The 15,944-nt window shown below is 59.5% G+C and carries 18 protein-coding genes; 2 read left to right on the top strand and 16 right to left on the bottom strand.

The window, feature by feature from the left end; translation table 11 throughout:
- Positions 1 to 7 precede the first annotated feature (7 nt).
- On the bottom strand, positions 8 to 397 hold the full coding sequence (locus tag NLN62_RS02070) for a DUF4347 domain-containing protein (RefSeq protein ID WP_254107172.1): 390 nt from the start codon (positions 395 to 397) through the stop codon (positions 8 to 10).
- A 763-nt stretch (positions 398 to 1,160) separates the two neighbouring features.
- Between NLN62_RS02070 and NLN62_RS02075 the strand changes: the two genes are divergently transcribed.
- Together NLN62_RS02075 and NLN62_RS02080 are read left to right on the top strand one after the other, a co-directional pair.
- The gene (locus NLN62_RS02075) at positions 1,161 to 1,391 is read left to right on the top strand and encodes a hypothetical protein (protein WP_254107173.1); all 231 of its coding nucleotides are present in this window, start codon (positions 1,161 to 1,163) and stop codon (positions 1,389 to 1,391) included.
- Positions 1,392 to 1,467: 76 nt separating this feature from the next.
- Positions 1,468 to 1,965, top strand: a complete 498-nt coding sequence (locus tag NLN62_RS02080; protein WP_254107174.1) for a pilus assembly protein N-terminal domain-containing protein — start codon at positions 1,468 to 1,470, stop codon at positions 1,963 to 1,965.
- 112 nt (positions 1,966 to 2,077) lie between these two features.
- Here the strand turns inward: NLN62_RS02080 and NLN62_RS02085 are convergent, their stop codons facing one another.
- The 15 genes from NLN62_RS02085 to NLN62_RS02155 form a co-directional block, all read right to left on the bottom strand.
- Positions 2,078 to 2,599 carry a hypothetical protein gene (locus NLN62_RS02085; RefSeq protein WP_254107175.1) on the bottom strand — a complete coding sequence of 174 codons (522 nt, stop codon included), beginning with the start codon at positions 2,597 to 2,599 and terminating at the stop codon, positions 2,078 to 2,080.
- Positions 2,600 to 2,731: 132 nt separating this feature from the next.
- Complete coding sequence (locus NLN62_RS02090) at positions 2,732 to 3,277, bottom strand: tetratricopeptide repeat protein (protein ID WP_254107176.1); 546 nt, start codon at positions 3,275 to 3,277, stop codon at positions 2,732 to 2,734.
- Positions 3,278 to 3,359: 82 nt separating this feature from the next.
- Positions 3,360 to 3,758 carry a hypothetical protein gene (locus NLN62_RS02095; RefSeq protein ID WP_254107177.1) on the bottom strand — a complete coding sequence of 133 codons (399 nt, stop codon included), beginning with the start codon at positions 3,756 to 3,758 and terminating at the stop codon, positions 3,360 to 3,362.
- A gap of 12 nt (positions 3,759 to 3,770) precedes the next feature.
- Positions 3,771 to 5,402 carry a type II and III secretion system protein family protein gene (locus tag NLN62_RS02100; RefSeq protein ID WP_254107178.1) on the bottom strand — a complete coding sequence of 544 codons (1,632 nt, stop codon included), beginning with the start codon at positions 5,400 to 5,402 and terminating at the stop codon, positions 3,771 to 3,773.
- A 376-nt stretch (positions 5,403 to 5,778) separates the two neighbouring features.
- Positions 5,779 to 6,192, bottom strand: coding sequence for a TadE family protein (locus NLN62_RS02105; RefSeq protein ID WP_254107179.1), 414 nt, complete (start codon positions 6,190 to 6,192; stop codon positions 5,779 to 5,781).
- Positions 6,192 to 7,565 (bottom strand): pilus assembly protein TadG-related protein, encoded by a 1,374-nt coding sequence (locus NLN62_RS02110; RefSeq protein ID WP_254107180.1) that lies wholly within the window; start codon positions 7,563 to 7,565, stop codon positions 6,192 to 6,194. The genes NLN62_RS02105 and NLN62_RS02110 overlap by 1 nt, the downstream gene beginning before the upstream one ends.
- Before the next feature lie 8 nt (positions 7,566 to 7,573).
- Positions 7,574 to 8,026: a hypothetical protein gene (locus NLN62_RS02115; protein WP_254107181.1), complete on the bottom strand. Its 453-nt coding sequence runs from the start codon at positions 8,024 to 8,026 to the stop codon at positions 7,574 to 7,576.
- Positions 8,027 to 8,064: 38 nt separating this feature from the next.
- Positions 8,065 to 8,970: a type II secretion system F family protein gene (locus NLN62_RS02120; RefSeq protein WP_254107182.1), complete on the bottom strand. Its 906-nt coding sequence runs from the start codon at positions 8,968 to 8,970 to the stop codon at positions 8,065 to 8,067.
- Positions 8,967 to 9,884, bottom strand: a complete 918-nt coding sequence (locus tag NLN62_RS02125; RefSeq protein ID WP_254107183.1) for a type II secretion system F family protein — start codon at positions 9,882 to 9,884, stop codon at positions 8,967 to 8,969. The genes NLN62_RS02120 and NLN62_RS02125 overlap by 4 nt, the downstream gene beginning before the upstream one ends.
- Before the next feature lie 11 nt (positions 9,885 to 9,895).
- A complete protein-coding gene (locus NLN62_RS02130; RefSeq protein ID WP_254107184.1) occupies positions 9,896 to 11,335 on the bottom strand; it encodes a CpaF family protein in 1,440 nt (479 codons plus the stop codon).
- Positions 11,332 to 12,528 (bottom strand): AAA family ATPase, encoded by a 1,197-nt coding sequence (locus tag NLN62_RS02135; RefSeq protein WP_254107185.1) that lies wholly within the window; start codon positions 12,526 to 12,528, stop codon positions 11,332 to 11,334. The genes NLN62_RS02130 and NLN62_RS02135 overlap by 4 nt, the downstream gene beginning before the upstream one ends.
- Complete coding sequence (gene cpaB, locus NLN62_RS02140) at positions 12,528 to 13,493, bottom strand: Flp pilus assembly protein CpaB (RefSeq protein WP_254107186.1); 966 nt, start codon at positions 13,491 to 13,493, stop codon at positions 12,528 to 12,530. The genes NLN62_RS02135 and cpaB overlap by 1 nt, the downstream gene beginning before the upstream one ends.
- A 1-nt stretch (position 13,494) precedes the next feature.
- Complete coding sequence (locus NLN62_RS02145; RefSeq protein ID WP_254107187.1) at positions 13,495 to 14,001, bottom strand: prepilin peptidase; 507 nt, start codon at positions 13,999 to 14,001, stop codon at positions 13,495 to 13,497.
- 233 nt (positions 14,002 to 14,234) lie between these two features.
- The gene (locus tag NLN62_RS02150; RefSeq protein WP_254107188.1) at positions 14,235 to 14,447 is read right to left on the bottom strand and encodes a Flp family type IVb pilin; all 213 of its coding nucleotides are present in this window, start codon (positions 14,445 to 14,447) and stop codon (positions 14,235 to 14,237) included.
- 233 nt (positions 14,448 to 14,680) lie between these two features.
- Positions 14,681 to 15,697, bottom strand: a complete 1,017-nt coding sequence (locus NLN62_RS02155; RefSeq protein ID WP_254107189.1) for a phosphatase PAP2 family protein — start codon at positions 15,695 to 15,697, stop codon at positions 14,681 to 14,683.
- Positions 15,698 to 15,944 lie beyond the last annotated feature (247 nt).

A 15,944-nucleotide genomic window follows, 5' to 3' on the forward strand; every position in this document is an offset into this window, starting at 1 on the left:
ATGAATACTACTTGGAAGCAACCCGAGCCTGGTTGAGCAAGGTGCCGGATTCGGTCGATCTTGAAGCGAATGCCTTGCGGGCTATCCAGAATTCTGTGGTGCCGTCTTGATGATTGATGACGGTGCCGAGACCGGCCAGATCACCCCGATCTTGCTCAATCGTATCAAGCGACAGTGGGCCCGCCGAAACAGCTATCTCGCCCGGTTGTCCGTGAGAGACAATGTGGACTGCTTCGACTCCTTTCGTGCCCTCCACTACGCGTGCCATTTGGCGGAGGGCCGGCTCCTTGTTGGTAAGCAGGAAAGACTCTACATCGGGGCGAATGCCCTTGATCAGCACATCGAGGTCATCGATGCCCTGGTCGATGGCGATTTCACGCTTGTTAGTGGCGGTCATGGATTAACTCTCGACTAGAAATGAATTGCGGGAATGACCTCGCGCTCGCGTTTTGTAAATGCTGGGTCGACGGATCGAATGGCTGCGCGCGCGGGCATCTGAACGAATGAATTGCATTCGCCGGTTAGCAACCGTCGCCACCGGCTCGCGCGAAATCCGACCGATCGATTCTGGCAGGCGCGCGATTTGCGAGCTTGCTGAATGACTCGATCGAAAGATCGCACCGAGAAGCGTGAGACGAGTTCGAAACTTCCTGGAGACGCACGTTCAATATCGGACCAGTCGATTTGCAATCCGCCGCCGCGGGCAATATTAACCTTACTCAATTCACGTCCCCTCTAGCGGTGCCAACCGTTCCATGTGCGTCAAAAAACGGCGACACCGGAGCATCCTAGCAAATACGCTTGGCGCATCACTCGATCCAGCACGATCCAGAACTACCCCTTTAGGATGATCGGGAATTTGCGGGCTCCTGCGTGTTATGAGTCAGCCGGTTGACGCCGTTGGCCACAACGGCGATTTTTGTATCGTTGACCTGCAGGCACCACATTTGGTCCGATACGAAGTCCGCTAGCGTTTTCTGCGAGGGCAGAACCAACGCCAAAGCGCGTTATCCCCAAATGCGGGCAGACCGGAATGGCTCGTCTAGATGGTTTCGGACGCTGGATGACGCCGACGCCGCGCGCGATAGCGGTCATTCTTGGAGGCGACCGATCGATGATCTGATTTATTTGCCAGATTGCACCGGGTTGGGATGAAGACCTTGCGCGAGGTCGTCATCGCCGACTCTGCCAATGACGTCGATCACTTGCACGCGGTGTTCGAGGCCAAGTTCATTGCTGCCCTAGGTTTTTACGAAGCCACAGCCGAGAAGCAGTCATCTGCAACAGCGCAGCGGTTCGCAATTTGCACGGCGAATGCCTTCCCCCAAGACCTTCTGAACGGCGGGCCGCAACGCCGGGCCCGCTCATTTGGAGGCTCTTTTGGTGATTGAATCTGTGGCTATCCCCAAGTAACATCCTAGCATTGGAGCTTTATCGTAAATCGCCCCTCAGCAGAGGTAGAGCACAATGCGTATTTTGTTTCTCAGCGCGATCAGCGCTGCCCTACTCGTAGGAAGCTACAGCACTACGAACGCTCAGCCGCCGCAGGAGATTGTGGGGGCGGACACGATCCAGATTCAGACCGGGCAGACGCGGACCTTTATGTTCCAGCAGTCGGTGACCAAGTTTTCGGTCTCGGCCGACGGCGTTGTAGAAGTCAGACCTGAAACCGATCGCACCTTCACCATACGTGCGATAAGCCCCGGCCAGGTTTTGATGACGGCCTATGCCCCAAACGGCCAAGTCGTCCACCGCTCCAATGTTTCTGTGGCCGACCCGGGTCACCTGGTCAAAATCTATGGCTTTGGAGGGGATACGAAGGACTATATCGGCCTTATTTGCACGGAGGCCGGCTGCGGTCGCGCCGACCCGGATATCGCGCCGAAGCCTTCTCCGACATCGACATCGGAGGCGCAGAACAAGGGTGACAATAACAGCGTCACAACGGCGAAGGAGGACAGGTGAGGAGGACTGGCGGCGCGGGTGGGCAGTAGCCCGCGACAGTCCGCGCGGAGATGATATTCAAAACCGGCGACGGCAGCTGTTATTTAACGCCTCTGCTCCGCCTCGGCCAAAACTATTTAGCTCGGGTCAGCCCGAGCCAATCTATTAGAACTCTAATTTCCTGCCCCACGGCGCGGAAATAGAGCAGGTGCGTGACCACAAAGGACAGCACGCAAGTCCCTAAAATAGTCGCCAATACGTACAGGCCCGCACCGGATGGGACCGCGATGGGTACAAGCGATGCCTGCTTCGCGGTGGGTACGCCCGCCTGCCAGGAGAAGACCAAGAAGCCTGCATATGCCGCGCTCAAGTGGGTTGCCACCGTGAACGGGAGCCGGGACTTGGCCGCGAGCCCAAGGCAGGCAAGCAGAAAGATCGGAAGGGCAAGCCCGAACAACTGAAAGCCATCGGTCGCGACGAAGTCGCTCAACGTGGTGTGGCTTCGCTGAAAGATGCCGAAGATTCTGACATTGATGAACCAGAGAAGTTCGGAGCGGGGCGCGTATTCAAGTGCCCTTGCAGACAATTCGGCGCAAAGGGTGGTGGCAAAAAGTGCAGATGGTCCCAGGAATTGCAGCTTGAAGAGACGGTTCATGAGACGACATGCCATACGTCAGATAACGTGCAGCGTACCTTGCTTCAGCAATGTTTTGGATATGTTGAAGTTTCCCTGGCCCAAGGGGAGGCGTCCGGCCCTCGTAGGATATGAATCAAATCCGTGTCCGGGCTAGTTTGCTGATGGCTGGTTGTTCGGTGGCCTTTCGATGAACCTACGACTGCCGTTGAGAAGCTCGAGGTTGTTGGCAATGACCGGGTTACCCGGATCGAGCGAATAGGCCTTCTCAAACTTCCGTCGCGCCGCACTCAGATTGCCGCGCAGCATGTAGGAATATCCCTGATCATTCAGGATCTGAACGGTTTCGCCCCCAAGCTTGATCGCCTGGGCATACGCCTGGTCCGCAAGATCGAACCGGCGGATCCGATCATAGCTAGCGGCAAGCCCGATCCAGGCCGTCAAGTCCTTCGGCGATTTCTCGACGGCATCCCTGAAATAGCGCTGGGCGAGGCCGTAACTGCCGCGGTTGAAATGCTCCAGCCCCAGCCGCACGGGCTCGTCCGACGGATAGTATTTGACGTCGGTCGGCTCCTGTATGGGGTCGCCGCCCGGCGGATCCACGGGGGCTACGATGGCGGCTTCCCGCGTCGTGTAGTCGCAGCCCGCAAGGCCTATCCCCAGCCAGCAACAGGTCAGCATTAGAATGACACGTCGCATAATCTTTTGTCCCCCGACCGGCTCAGCGCTCTCACTGCGCCGTTCGTAACTGTCGTCGCTACAATTCACTTACAAAAAGCAGTTACCTGCCCCCTGCCCCGCCGACCGGCACCGATACTCCAGAAGACGTTCCAGGCGGCAATCCCTCGATGTTCACGTTCTGCGTCGGCGTCGTCCGCACGCCCATTTGCCTCGTCGGCTCGCTAATGTCGGGAAGCTGATCCACCGGCTGCTGCGTTTTGCTATAGCGTGTGACCGCGGCACCCACGCGCCGAGCGTCGTATGCGAGCCTGCGATCGCCGACATAACGCGGCCACGGATGGATGGTGTGGGTGACGGCGTTGACCTGCTTGGCATCGCCGGCGCTCATCGTGATGGTGTCGGAACGCTGGACGTAGCGGTCCATCTCGTCGTGACCGGCGAGCCCGTAACACCCCCCGAGCAGCAAGGGTGCGAACAGAGCCAGATACCTCATGGTCATCTCTCGCTTCCTCTAGTTGAGGGTTTTCACGACCGGCTGGTTCGCAGCGGCGGCCGGGGCCACAACGGGCGCTCTGACGTCAGGAGCGATGATGTGGCCGTAAGGCCCCTTCACGTCGCCACCCGAATTGACATAATCGTCGTAACGCTTGCGGACTTCCATCTGGCCATTGAGGAAGAAATCAACGTCGTTGGCCGGCAGGCGCGAGTCGAGCGGCGACGCCAGTTGCTGACCGGGTGCCGCCGGCGCGACCAGGCGCGGCGTGACGATGATGACGAGATCGGTTTCCTCCTGCTGGTAGGATGCGCTACGGAACAACGTCCCGAGCACAGGCACCGAGCCGATCCAAGGCAATTGCGAGACGTCCTGCCGGTTGCGGGTCTGCAGCAGGCCCGCAATGGCAAAGCTCTGGCCGTCGCGCAACTCGACCGTGGTGCGCGCGTCGCGGCGGGTCAGGGCTGGAACTGTCGTCCCCTGAATCGTCACTGCATTGGCGAAATCCAGCTCGCTAACCGACGGCTCGACGCGAAGGTTGATCACGCCCCGCGAGAGAACGGTTGGGACGAAGGCCAGCTCAACACCGAACTTCTTGTATTCGATGGTAACGGTGGGAAAACCGTTCGTCGTCGTGTTTGGTATCGGCACTGGAAATTCACCGCCGGCCAGGAAGCGAGCGGCATCGCCGGAAAGCGTGGTCAAGTTTGGCTCCGCTAATCGGCGAGCCAATCCTTTCGTTTCCAATGCAGTGATCAGCAGGTCCACTGAACTGCCGCTGGCGGTTCGAAGGATACTGGTCAACAAGCTTCCGAACGGAGTAGGTGCCACACCGCCCGCGGTGCCAATGAGCGTCCCCGCCGTCCCGAGCAATGGGATCGTGCCAGGCGGGGGACCGACGTTGGGCATGTCGACTCGGCCGCTTGCCGTGTTGATCGACGTAGGAACGAATCCCCCGCCACGCCCGGTGTTAGCGATATTCGACCCACTGGCGTTGGCTGCAAAAAGGTTCATGCCGAGGTTTCGGCCGGCCTCCCGACTGACTTCCAAGAAGCGTACCTCCAGCATCACCTGCTGCGGCGCCGCGACACTCATCGCGTTGACGACAACGCCCCCTTTCGCAACGGTGCTGGTGGCGATCGCCATGGCCCGCTCAGCCGCAACCGCGTCGGTGGCGGTTCCGCTGAGCACCACCTGCCCCTCGGAGGCCGAGACGCGAACCCCTTGCATGCCGGTGCTGGAACGTATGTTCTGCTGCAGATTACCGGTATCAATCACGACCTCGACGTCGAGGATCCCGATCTGCTTCATCGAGGAGTCGAACAGGATGACGTTGGTGGTGCCGGTCTGCTTGCCCTGGACGTAGATCAGGTGATCGCTCAGCGACTTCACGTCGACGATCTCAGGCGAGCCCGCGACAATCGTTGCAAAAGGCGTATCGACCTTGAAGGTACGTGACTTGTTGACGACCACCTTGACCCGCTGGACGTCGTTCATTTCGCTGACAAAGACGCCGCCGGACGAACCCCGCCGGTCTGCGGCCTCAGCGCGGTCAGCGGACCCGCACAAGGTGAGCGCCGCGCCAAGAGCCATCACGCTGAAGGCGAGAGACTTCCCTACCTTATTACCCGAAACGCGACTGCCACCCATTCGAGTTCCCCCCGCTGCGATCCACGGCAATCCGCGAACCACGCACTCGATGTCCCCTAGAGTTCCCCTCCGCGCAACCACGTCGGAGAGCTTACAATCTGTCTCACTACAAATCGTTACTTCGTATTTCGGACATCATCATCCCTCATGCTGCCTCATTGCAACAAGAGAAGCTTACCGCATTGCGGCAACCGCATAGAAACCTTCGCGATGTTGCCAGTGGGCACCACTTCTGAAGTGGAACCATGGGCGAGTTCCCGCCCTTGCTCGGGCCGCCTGGCAAGTTCCCTATCGATTTTCGGAAAGTCCGTTCGGACGATGGGAACCCGCTTCAACCGCTCACGACCATCCAAGCGTGTTTCAATACTGATTCCCGCTAGAACGGAATTTTGGTGGACGCACTCGGCCCATTGAGTGCTGTGCCCCAGATCGGCATCATCATGGTGAAGCCAGCTTGAGAGGCCGTCACCGTCAGTGCAGCGCCCCCCGCAGTGGTGCTGATCGTCGGCGCGGCAGCACCATTCCTGTACAGGAAAGGGGCAGCATTCTGCTTCTGCGTGGTAGAAAGGTAGTCGCCGGTGCAACCCGACGGAGACGTCTTGCTCACTGCGGCGTTCGTGTAACAGTTGATCATATTTGCCCGAGCGCCCGCATTCGCAAGATTCCGCAATGACTGCATCGTGATTGCATAGCGCCCGAGATCGAAGATGGCGAACACGAATGTGAAAAACGCCACGGAGACGAGGCAAAACTCCAGCGCCGCGACGCCGCGCTGATCGAGCTTTCTCATCAGTGCACCAGCTTCACGTAGTACGTGGGAGTAGGCTTTGCCGGGCACGAAGTGTCGTTGAAGGTGGCATTGCCGTTGAACGCGACCGACTTGGCTACCAACTCGCCACAACCGTTGCTGCCACCTAAGTTGAGCGTCGGATTGCCCTGAAACGTGACGTCTGCGGCCGGCGCGTAAATGCTTCCTGTCAGGTTGATGTTACTGTTTCCCCCGAAGGTGACCGCTGTCGCCGACGCATCGTAAATAGACATGTACTGGAACAAGGCGGAGCTAGATTGCAGCGCCGCGGGAAGTGACGAGGCACCGGGAGCGCTTGACAGCCCAGCGATGGTGAGGATCCCGCCCCCTTTTGTGTCGATTGTCGCACCTGGCAGCAGAATGAGGAGCGCTCCTCCTGCACCATTGGTGATCGAGGAGCCACCGACGAGTGTCAGAGTACCAGAGATGAAGTACACCCCCCCTCCAGTTAACGTCACTGCGGTATTGCCCTTTGTCTTTACGCTGTCATTCACGCATGGGGTGGCGGCGGTGTACGCCGTGAGCCCCGATCCCGTGCATTTTGCGAGACCGCATTTGGCAGGCAGACTTGGGTTTGCGCCACACATCGAGGTGAGCGCGCCATCCAGCGCAGAGAACGGATTGCTGACCGGCGGCATGTAAGTCAACGCGCTATCGCAGAACGATGAGCTACCCGTGCAGCCGCCGGCAGCGGCTAGCGCGCCGACATTCATCGTCATCCCGCCGCCAGTGAACTTTATTGCATCGGGGGCCCTATCGTTCGAGGCTACACTGCAACCAGGTGCATTGATATTCGGGCTGCCCTGGAACTGGAGAGAGCCTGTCAATGCCAAAACGCAGCCCGGGACGTTCGTACTCACAGCTCGGGCAACCGCATTCACGCTTATATTGACAGTGGAAAAACCAAGGACGGCTGCCAGGTATGTTCGCTGCTGCTGGCTAACGGTGGCTCGAACGTCAGTGCCGCCCGCCGAGCTAGCCCAGCTGTTGGCAGCAACGTCATACGTACCCCGGTCGATCTGGACAGTCTGCGATGTTCCCTTGCCAAGCGCAGTAGCACAGCGGGTGTCCGGGTAGGACGTGTCGCCTGCGTTGCAGAAGGTGTTCTGCGCTGCGAATTCCTTCCCGCGATAATCCAGCGATTGCGTTTCGGTGCACGTGGACGGCGCCTTAGAACACGCCACCCACAATCCGCCCGCGTAGGCTGCCGCATCAGCGGCATTCTGCGCGCGTTGCTTGGTGACGTACCACGATCCCGCCTCGCCGCCGAGCGCGACCACTCCGATCAGCGGCACCAGGGCGATGACGGTTGCGAATGCGACTGAACCTCGGCGGGAACGAAGCATGTTACGCATGGCACATCCTATTGAAACCGTTCCGTGTAAGGCAGGGTGAAGGCACAAGGATTGGCGTTTTTGCTGGTACACAACGCCGATCGCGGCACCACCATCGGCGCGAAGGTGACGGTGGTCGAGTATGAGTAGTACTTCACTGGCTCCGACACGTTGGCGGCGGAGCAGACAGCCTTCGCATCGCCGCAACGCACTTGAAGATTGCTGATGGGATAACGGGGATCGGCCTTGGCGCTTGCGGTTGACGCCCAACCCGACGCGTTCGTGACGTCAGGTGGGGGGTTGTACTGGATGTACTGTCCGAAGCCGCGCAATGCCTCCCACGCGGATATGTACTGGAATCCAATAATGGCAAGATCAGCCAGCGGCAAAAACAGGAAGAACATCAGCACGACGAACACGATGGGCATCTCGAGCGCGACGGCGCCGCGTTGATCCGCGATGAAGGATTTTCTCTGGCTCATAAGCCTACCTCGACACGCGCGAACCGTGGTCATGCCTCTTAGTGGATTTGCTTGAACGCACGAAGGAGGTGCAGAAACGGACTCGCACCCAGGATGACGAACATGGCCGGAAGCAGGAACAGCACCATCGGGACAGTCAGCTTGGCACCCAGCTTGTGCGCCCGTTCTTCCAGCTTGGTAATTCGCTCGCGCCGCAGATCGCCGGCGATCGAGCGCAGAGCCTGGCTCAGTGGCGTTCCGTATTGCAGGCTTTGGCTGATCATGGTCCCGAAGCGGCGAAGTCCCTCCGAGGTCGCGGCCAGCTTCTCGAATGCCTCGGCGCGATCCGGCAGCACCCGGAGATCGTCGAGAAGACTGAACAAGACCCGCGCCATCGCAGGATTGCTCTGGCTCATTTCCACCGTGACGCGTTCGAGCCCGCTCTCCAGACCCATTCCCGCTTCACTGCATACGACCAGCAAATCGATGGTATCGGGCGTACCGATCCGAATCGCGTTGTTGAAACGCCGTTTCATCACCGACAGAACCACGCGTGGTCCCATGATTCCGATCACTACGCCAAAAAGCGTGAAGACCAACAGATCGGTTGATACCCTCCCCGAAAGCTGCGCAAGCAGAAAGGCAGCGAGCGGGACCAAGATCATGCAGACAGTCTTGATACCGATCCAGATCGGCAAGGCTCGGTGATGATTGAAACCCGATGACTGGAGGACCGCGCGCAGCTGCTCGACATTTTCCTCGGCGTAGAAGCGCCTGTAACGCATGCCGATCGACGACAGCCAGCCGGTCACGCCTTCGGCGCGTGTTGACCGGTCCGGAATGCCCTTCACCGCGTTTGACACTCGCGTGTCCAACGTATGAAGGTGTATTTCGCGGATGATCAACACCGCGGCGATGGCCGCGGCTGCTATGGCGAGGGCCACCATACCGAGACCAGCGGTCATAGCGCTGTCTCCTTTCTGATCAGCCAGCGTATGACGAAGTGCCCAAGGATCACTGAGCTGACTGCGTAAGCCAGGAGCATGTTTCCGACCGGATCATAAAACAGCATGTCAACCGACTGCGGGCTGATCATGTACAGCAGACCACCTACGATGAGAGGCGCACATGACAGTGCACGGGAGGAGAAGATCACCTCCGCCGCGAGAGCCTTCGCGCGAGCTGCCAGCGCAACACGCTGCCTCACGGTCTCTCCCAGCGTCTGCAGGGTTTCGGCCAAACTGCCACCTGACTTCAGCTGGACTGCGAGGGTCACCGCAAACATCGCATATTCGGCGACCTGCGTTCGCCGATAGACGCCTTCGACGGCTTCCTCCGGAGCTCTGCCCAGATTCAATTCGCTGCATACGATGGCAAACTGTCCGGCTGTTGGTTGCGGCATCTCGCGGGCGATCGTGCGAAACGCTTCGTGCACGGGCAGCCCGGACCGAACCGTGCTCGTCACCAGCTGGATGGTGTCAGGCAGCTGCCGAAAAAGCTGGTCGGCGAAGCGATGTTTCTGCCATCCGAACAGACCCCGCACGACCAGGATGGCCACAATCGATGCCACAAGGGACACGGAGGTGTTGGAAAGCCCCACCAGGCGATTGGCGTAAACGATTGCTGCTGCTGCGACGACACCGGCGAGCAGCACATAGGCCGGGTGCCAGGCGTAAGGTATCTCGGCCTTGTAATTGGCCAACCGGTGGAGAAACAGCGAGCCGGATCCGGCCTCCAAACGACGGAGGGAGGGCAAGTTAGCCGCATGCGAGGGCGGCAGAGCGATCGTCAGTTGCCGATGGATGCGTAGTTCTCGTGCGTCGAGCAACAACGTCGTGACGGATGCGCACATCAAGAGCGCCAGAACAGTGCCGATCACAGAGTCCGGTATCATATTTGCCTCATGGCTTCGGCCCATGCGCGATCAAGCCCAAAATAGACAAGACGGCTCTTGAATTTCGGGACGGCGTTCGTCGACCTGTAGGTGCCCGAGATCCGCCCGTGCACATCCTCCTCCTTGTATTCGAACGCAGCGATGTCGTTGGTGGTTATCACCTCGCCTTCCAGGCCGATCACCTCACTGATCTGGACGATTCGACGCTGTCCATCCCGCATGCGCTCGACCTGCACGATGATGTCCAGCGCAGCAACGATCTGAGCTCGGATCGCCCGGGACGGCAGGTTGACCTGTCCCATTTGCACCATGTTTTCGATGCGGGTCAGGGCGTCGCGGGTGCTATTGGCATGCACCGTGGAGATCGAACCATCATGGCCGGTGTTCATGGCCTGCAGCATGTCGAACGCTTCAGCGCTACGCACCTCGCCCACAACGATCCGGTCCGGACGCATGCGCAGGGCGTTCACCAGCAGATCGCGTTGCGTCACCTGCCCCGTGCCTTCGAGGCTGGGAGGTCGGGTCTCCAGGCTGATCACGTGCGGCTGTCGCAACTGCAGCTCCGCCGCATCCTCGATGGTGACAATGCGTTCGCTGTGATCGATGAACGCGCTCATGGCGTTCAGCAGCGTCGTCTTGCCCGAGCCGGTACCGCCAGAAACCAGGACATTGAGCCGGGCCCGGGCGGCAATTTCCAGCAATTGTCCAATGGCCGGGGTCATCGAGCCGTTTTCGATCATGCCGGCGATATCCAGACGGTGGGCTGGAAATTTCCGGATCGAAATACAGGGGCTATGGATCGCGAGCGGCGGCAGGATGATGTTGACACGGCTGCCGTCCAGCAGGCGGCAATCCACCATCGGGCTCGATTCGTCGACGCGACGCCCTACCTGGGCGGCAATCTTCTGTGCAACGGCTGCGATGTGATCGTTGTCGCGGAATCGCACCGCGATCCGTTCCAGCTTGCCGTATCGCTCGATGTAGATATTACTCGGTCCGTTGACCATGATATCGTTGATCGACTGATCCAGCAGGAGCGGACGGAGCGGGCCATAGCCCGTCATGTCGTCGGCAATCTCGTCCGCCAGCAGAAGTTGCTCGCGACCCGACAGTTCGAGCCTTTCCTGGTTGGCGATTTCATGGATGATTTCCTCGATCTGCCGCCGAAGAACTTCCCGGGAAACGGTTGCGGCCACCGCGGGCTCAATCTGCTCGATGACTCGTTCACGCAGCGAAGCCGGCAGCACGGGATGATGGATTGCCGGTTCGTCGCGCCCTCGCGCAGATGCAGGTGGGGCCAATGCCGGCGCGCTTGGCGCGGATGCAGCGACAGTTGACGGACCCGTGGGCGAGCTTGTCTCAGACGAAAGCACGCCTGGCGTCAATGGAGGCAAACGAGTCGGCGTGTCGTCTTCGCGCCTACCAAACTTTTTCATAGCGCGAACATCCTCCGCCACCATGCCTTCCGCTCGGCGCCGACCCCGCTGATCTCCCGTACAATCGGCGCGAGGTGACGTCGCAAGCCCCTGACGTGCTTGAGAGCCGGAATTCCGAGATTGACCGCCTGGGTCATTCCCTTGCCGAGCTCGGGAACTACGAGGTCGGGCTCTGTGCCCAACGCCTTGACGATCGCCGCCCTGGGCAGGCCGCCGGGACGACCGGCACGGTTGAGCAAGGTAAAGACCCGGTCCTTACCTGCGATGTTGGTGACGGCGGCGCGAAGTGCATGGGCATTGCGAAGTCCCGTCACCTCTGCTTCCAGCAACACCAGCACATGACGGGAAAGGTTGATCACCGGATGCATGGACGGCGGAAACGGCACGGGCACATCGACCACGATGTAGTTGAACCGCTGGCGAAGCAGACCCAGCACGTGCCGCACACCCGCTTCCGTGATTTGGAGCTGCGCATCCAGTTCCTCATCAGCGGAAATCAGGGAGACCCGCTCGTTGACCTCGATTGCCGCGCGCTCGAGGAACAACGTGTCCGCGCGCATCGGGTTTTCCAGAGCGATACGCAGACCCGGCCCCGGCCGGACACCCAACATCACGGCGGCTTCGCCGCCCTGCAGGTGAAGGTCGAGCAGCGCAACCTTGGCCTTCGTGGTTTCGGCCAGCTGCAATGCGAGATTGATGGCGATACTCGTCGCTCCCGCGCCCCCCTGCGCACCGCAGATCGAGATCACATGTCCGCCACGATCGACCGAAGCAGGCGCGACGTCGCCAAGCAGCTTCGGGCGCAGCTGGTCCAGCACCATATCCCGCGTCAGCGGTCTCGGCAGGTATTCGGTTAAGCCGAGTTCCATGAGTTCGCGGTAAAGGGTGATCTCCCTGCTCTCACCAATCAAGGCCACCCGAACGTCCGGCGGGCAAACGCCGGCCAACCTCTCAAGCTCGGTGAAGGGATCATCAATCCCACTGATATCCGTCACCAAAGCGAACAGGTCAGTGTCGGTTTCGAGCATCTTTATCGCGCTACGGATCGTCCCACGCTTGATCGATACATTGCTCCCTTCGAGACCCTTGCGCAGCGCCGCGGCACTCAGCTCGTCGTTGACGAAGCAGACGATTCGGTTACGCGTTACGACAGACGTTGTTTCTTCAGGCTGGGTGACTACGGCCATGCTCATTAACGTTTCTCCGACTTGTCAGCGTAACCCATTGCAGTTGCTGTCTCGCGCGCGACGTGCGACGCTCCATCGCAACTCACGACAGCGTCGATGTCTTCGCCTTGTTTTCGGACTGTGAATTGCTTGACCTCGCCGCCGGAATGAACCACCACCGCCGTTCTCTGGCCGGCAAGTGCGTTCTGGCGGGCAAGTTCCGGCGACACATCGCAGCTTGACATAGCGCCAGTGTCCGCCTTGTCCCACTCATCGACCGCCGCCCGCACGGCCAGGGAGAGCGTTCCGAGCTGCTTTGCGACTGTGATCTTCTTGACCTGCTCCTGCGCAAGCTCCAACGATACAGTTTGCGCCATCTTACCCACCACCGCGGCGCCAGCGGCTCGCCCGCCCTGCGCGATCTCCTGATCAATCGCAATGACTCGCACATTGCGTAGAACCGTTTCGCTCAGGGCGCGACGGGCGGGATCTGCCTTCTCGAACACCTGGGTCAACACGATATCCACATGATCCCCTGGCCTGATCAGCCCAGAAACGCCAGACTCCTCGTCAACCTTGATGCTGATGGCACGGCTGTCCGGCGCCAGGACGCTGGCGAGGAAGCCTCGATCCCGGGGACGCAGGATGTCTTGCAATGTGACGGGACTGCCGGCCTCGACGAACTTGCGGACCAGCGAACCGGGAAGCCCGACCTTGGAGTCGGGCGTTTCAAGGATCGCTCCTGCCGGAACGCGTTCCTGCGGCACCGAGCGCACAGTGAAATCTTCTTCGCGGGCCAATGTCCCCTTCGGCAGCGGACGTGCGGCAACGAAATACCCGACTGTCGCAGGCGCCGCCGGTCCTTTCTCCGTGAACTCGAGCGGGGCGGGGGCCTGCGCTTTCGGCAGGTTCATGTTGTATGCGATCAGCCCAAGCGCCGTGGCCGCAAGCAACAGCACCGTGATGATTGAGAGACGCAATGCGGCTGACATATCAGAATCCTTTGCTGAGAATGGTCCAAATACCCGCGCACGCTATGGCCACTCCGTAAGGTAGCGGCGCGTTTCGCAAATGGCGCCAGCGCTCGACCACATAGACGCGGCGCACGAGCGACGATCCGGCGGGCGCTAGCCTGGGATATGGCAGGAGGCGCATCATCAGATGCACCAGGGCGAGAACGCCGCCGGCCAGCGCGGTGATGGCCAACAACTGAACCACGCCCGTCAGAGGAAGACCAACCGCCAGGGCAACCAGCAACTTGACATCGCCGCCGCCCATCCAACCCTGCCTGTAGATGACAAACAGCAGCAGAAAAAGGATCGCAGCCGATATCAGCGATTCGGCAAGCTGCATCGGGCTGGCCAATTGACTCGCGATCCCGAGGGCGGCCAGCGCCAGGCAAAGCTCATTTCTGATCAATCGCGTCGCAACGTCGATGGTCGCGACATATAGCAACAACAGGATTTCAAGAATCGAGACTATGGGAATAATCCAACTCATGAAACGTGCGCCTCAACTCATCAAATACAGTACTCAGAAATAAACCGCCGACAGATGCCTCACCGGTGGTCGCGAGAGTGGTGCCGATCGTGTTCAGCGCGTTCTTGATGGAATCAGCAGCACCGGTATTGAACGCCGCAGCCGCTTCGCCGATTTCATCAAATGCGCCATCCGGAAAGTGGGAGGGTACAGTCCGATCGATGCCCCCTCCCTTCCGGAGTCGGACGGCTGCGCTATGCGAGGGCAGCATTGACCTTGGCGATGATCGTGTTGATGGCGCCTTGAAGTGCCGTCCCGAGAGCCCCGCTGCCAGTCGGACCGAACGCAAAAATCACCGCGCCGACGACACAAGCGGCAACGATCACATACTCGAACGACACCACGCCCCTCGTGTCGGCGCGAAATTGCTTCAAAGCTTCCGTGCTCTTGATGTAGGTCTTCAACATAGGACAAATCCCTCTACTAAGATCAATTTTCCGATATCGTTGGCAGATAGATTTGAGCCAACTGCGCTCTTATAGTATTTTGTTCGACTCGCCGGTTCGGATTTCCAGAGGTAACCCAAATTCGCCAGCGGCCCTTCGATTTCAGGCGCGCGCCGCCCTTGGCCGCTCACCAAACGTCCTCTGCGACAGGAATGGTTACCGTACTTTTGCGGGTTTCTTCGCGAGAAGCGACTTCAATTCCTCGCCACACGCAGCACACTGCCGCCGACGAGTTGATGCTTGGCCAACTCTCGTTGTGCCAAACCGAAGACTGCGATGGCCGCTGGCACGACAGCCGCGCCCGCAATAACATCTACGAGGTAATGCCCGCCGGCCGTGAGAGTTGAAGCGATCATTAGGGCGTTGAATGCGAGCGATACGGGAAACAGGAAACGAATTCCCCGGGTCGCATAAATAAGAATGAGGCCGAGTGCAGTGTGGAAGGACGGGAATGTGACGAGCCCGTTCATACGGCCCAATGCAATCTCCGACATCTTGCCGGCCCTGAGCGCCGATAAATCCGCAAGATGGTAGGCAAATACTCGATCTGTAACTTCATAATGAACCCAGGCACTTTCGGCCGGAAATAGCCACGCAATTGGAATAGTGATCAGCAATGTCAGTATATAGAGCCAAACGAACTCCGCTGTGCGCTCCAGCATCCCGAGCACGTTCAGCAGCAGGAGAAGAACAGCGATCTGCCCTATTCCACTTCCATAGGCAAAACCGAGCACACGATTGATGCCAGGATGATCCTGGACCCAGTTAAAGAGCGCAAGCCAATCGAATCCGACGGCCGCATCTGCCGCTGAAAGATATCTGTCGGTGAGTGGAAAGTCGGATCCAACGGTGAGATAGATCAGAACGCAAGATACCGCTGTAAACGCCACGAGTTGCGCCGTGGAGCCGGCGAGAGTTGCGATCCTCGGGTTCGGCCTTACCGCGACATAGACATAGTTTGTCAGAACCAGTACAGCCAAACCCAGGGGGGTCATCAAATCGGGTTTGATCGCTATGCCGACCGACCACGCCCACAGCACGTCGATGCCCGCGAACGCGGCGATGATCCCCCAAACGAGCTTGTCGCGGGAGACCGGCTTCGCTCTTCCAGCACGATTTTCCATCAGCACATTTGCCCCGTAGGCCCGCGCTGCCGAGCAAGTCTCTACCGTGTCAAACTGCCTGCGTCCGGCATGATAGTCGATCGGCATAGCGCTTCATAGGCGCACGGCAACAAATTGGTTAACCCGCGGCCTGACGGACAAATCCGCCGCAGTTGCCGCCGTAACGCGATGCGAGAGAGGATCCGCCTAATTTAGTACACGCACTGACGGACATAGTAGCGTTCACCCGTATCCACTGGCACGGGCTCGGCAGAGGCTCCTTGATGATGAAGTAGCCGTGATAGTCGATGTCGGTCGGCGCCGTCAGGCCGCGTCAGAACACCGCAGTCGCGTT

Origin of the sequence: Bradyrhizobium sp. CCGUVB23 (assembly GCF_024199885.1) — a bacterium.
Lineage (GTDB): Bacteria > Pseudomonadota > Alphaproteobacteria > Rhizobiales > Xanthobacteraceae > Bradyrhizobium.

Bases quoted from the DNA above. Each gene is read 5' to 3' on its own strand.
- cpaB (WP_254107186.1), bottom strand. From the start codon at position 13,493: ATGTCAGCCGCATTGCGTCTCTCAATCATCACGGTGCTGTTGCTTGCG.
- NLN62_RS02110 (WP_254107180.1), bottom strand. From the start codon at position 7,565: ATGCGTAACATGCTTCGTTCCCGCCGAGGTTCAGTCGCATTCGCAACC.
- NLN62_RS02095 (WP_254107177.1), bottom strand. From the start codon at position 3,758: ATGACCATGAGGTATCTGGCTCTGTTCGCACCCTTGCTGCTCGGGGGG.
- NLN62_RS02150 (WP_254107188.1), bottom strand. From the start codon at position 14,447: ATGTTGAAGACCTACATCAAGAGCACGGAAGCTTTGAAGCAATTTCGC.
- NLN62_RS02135 (WP_254107185.1), bottom strand. From the start codon at position 12,528: ATGAGCATGGCCGTAGTCACCCAGCCTGAAGAAACAACGTCTGTCGTA.
- NLN62_RS02105 (WP_254107179.1), bottom strand. From the start codon at position 6,192: ATGAGAAAGCTCGATCAGCGCGGCGTCGCGGCGCTGGAGTTTTGCCTC.
- NLN62_RS02085 (WP_254107175.1), bottom strand. From the start codon at position 2,599: ATGAACCGTCTCTTCAAGCTGCAATTCCTGGGACCATCTGCACTTTTT.
- NLN62_RS02100 (WP_254107178.1), bottom strand. From the start codon at position 5,402: ATGGGTGGCAGTCGCGTTTCGGGTAATAAGGTAGGGAAGTCTCTCGCC.
- NLN62_RS02145 (WP_254107187.1), bottom strand. From the start codon at position 14,001: ATGAGTTGGATTATTCCCATAGTCTCGATTCTTGAAATCCTGTTGTTG.
- NLN62_RS02080 (WP_254107174.1), top strand. From the start codon at position 1,468: ATGCGTATTTTGTTTCTCAGCGCGATCAGCGCTGCCCTACTCGTAGGA.
- NLN62_RS02155 (WP_254107189.1), bottom strand. From the start codon at position 15,697: ATGCCGATCGACTATCATGCCGGACGCAGGCAGTTTGACACGGTAGAG.
- NLN62_RS02120 (WP_254107182.1), bottom strand. From the start codon at position 8,970: ATGACCGCTGGTCTCGGTATGGTGGCCCTCGCCATAGCAGCCGCGGCC.
- NLN62_RS02115 (WP_254107181.1), bottom strand. From the start codon at position 8,026: ATGAGCCAGAGAAAATCCTTCATCGCGGATCAACGCGGCGCCGTCGCG.
- NLN62_RS02090 (WP_254107176.1), bottom strand. From the start codon at position 3,277: ATGCGACGTGTCATTCTAATGCTGACCTGTTGCTGGCTGGGGATAGGC.
- NLN62_RS02130 (WP_254107184.1), bottom strand. From the start codon at position 11,335: ATGAAAAAGTTTGGTAGGCGCGAAGACGACACGCCGACTCGTTTGCCT.
- NLN62_RS02070 (WP_254107172.1), bottom strand. From the start codon at position 397: ATGACCGCCACTAACAAGCGTGAAATCGCCATCGACCAGGGCATCGAT.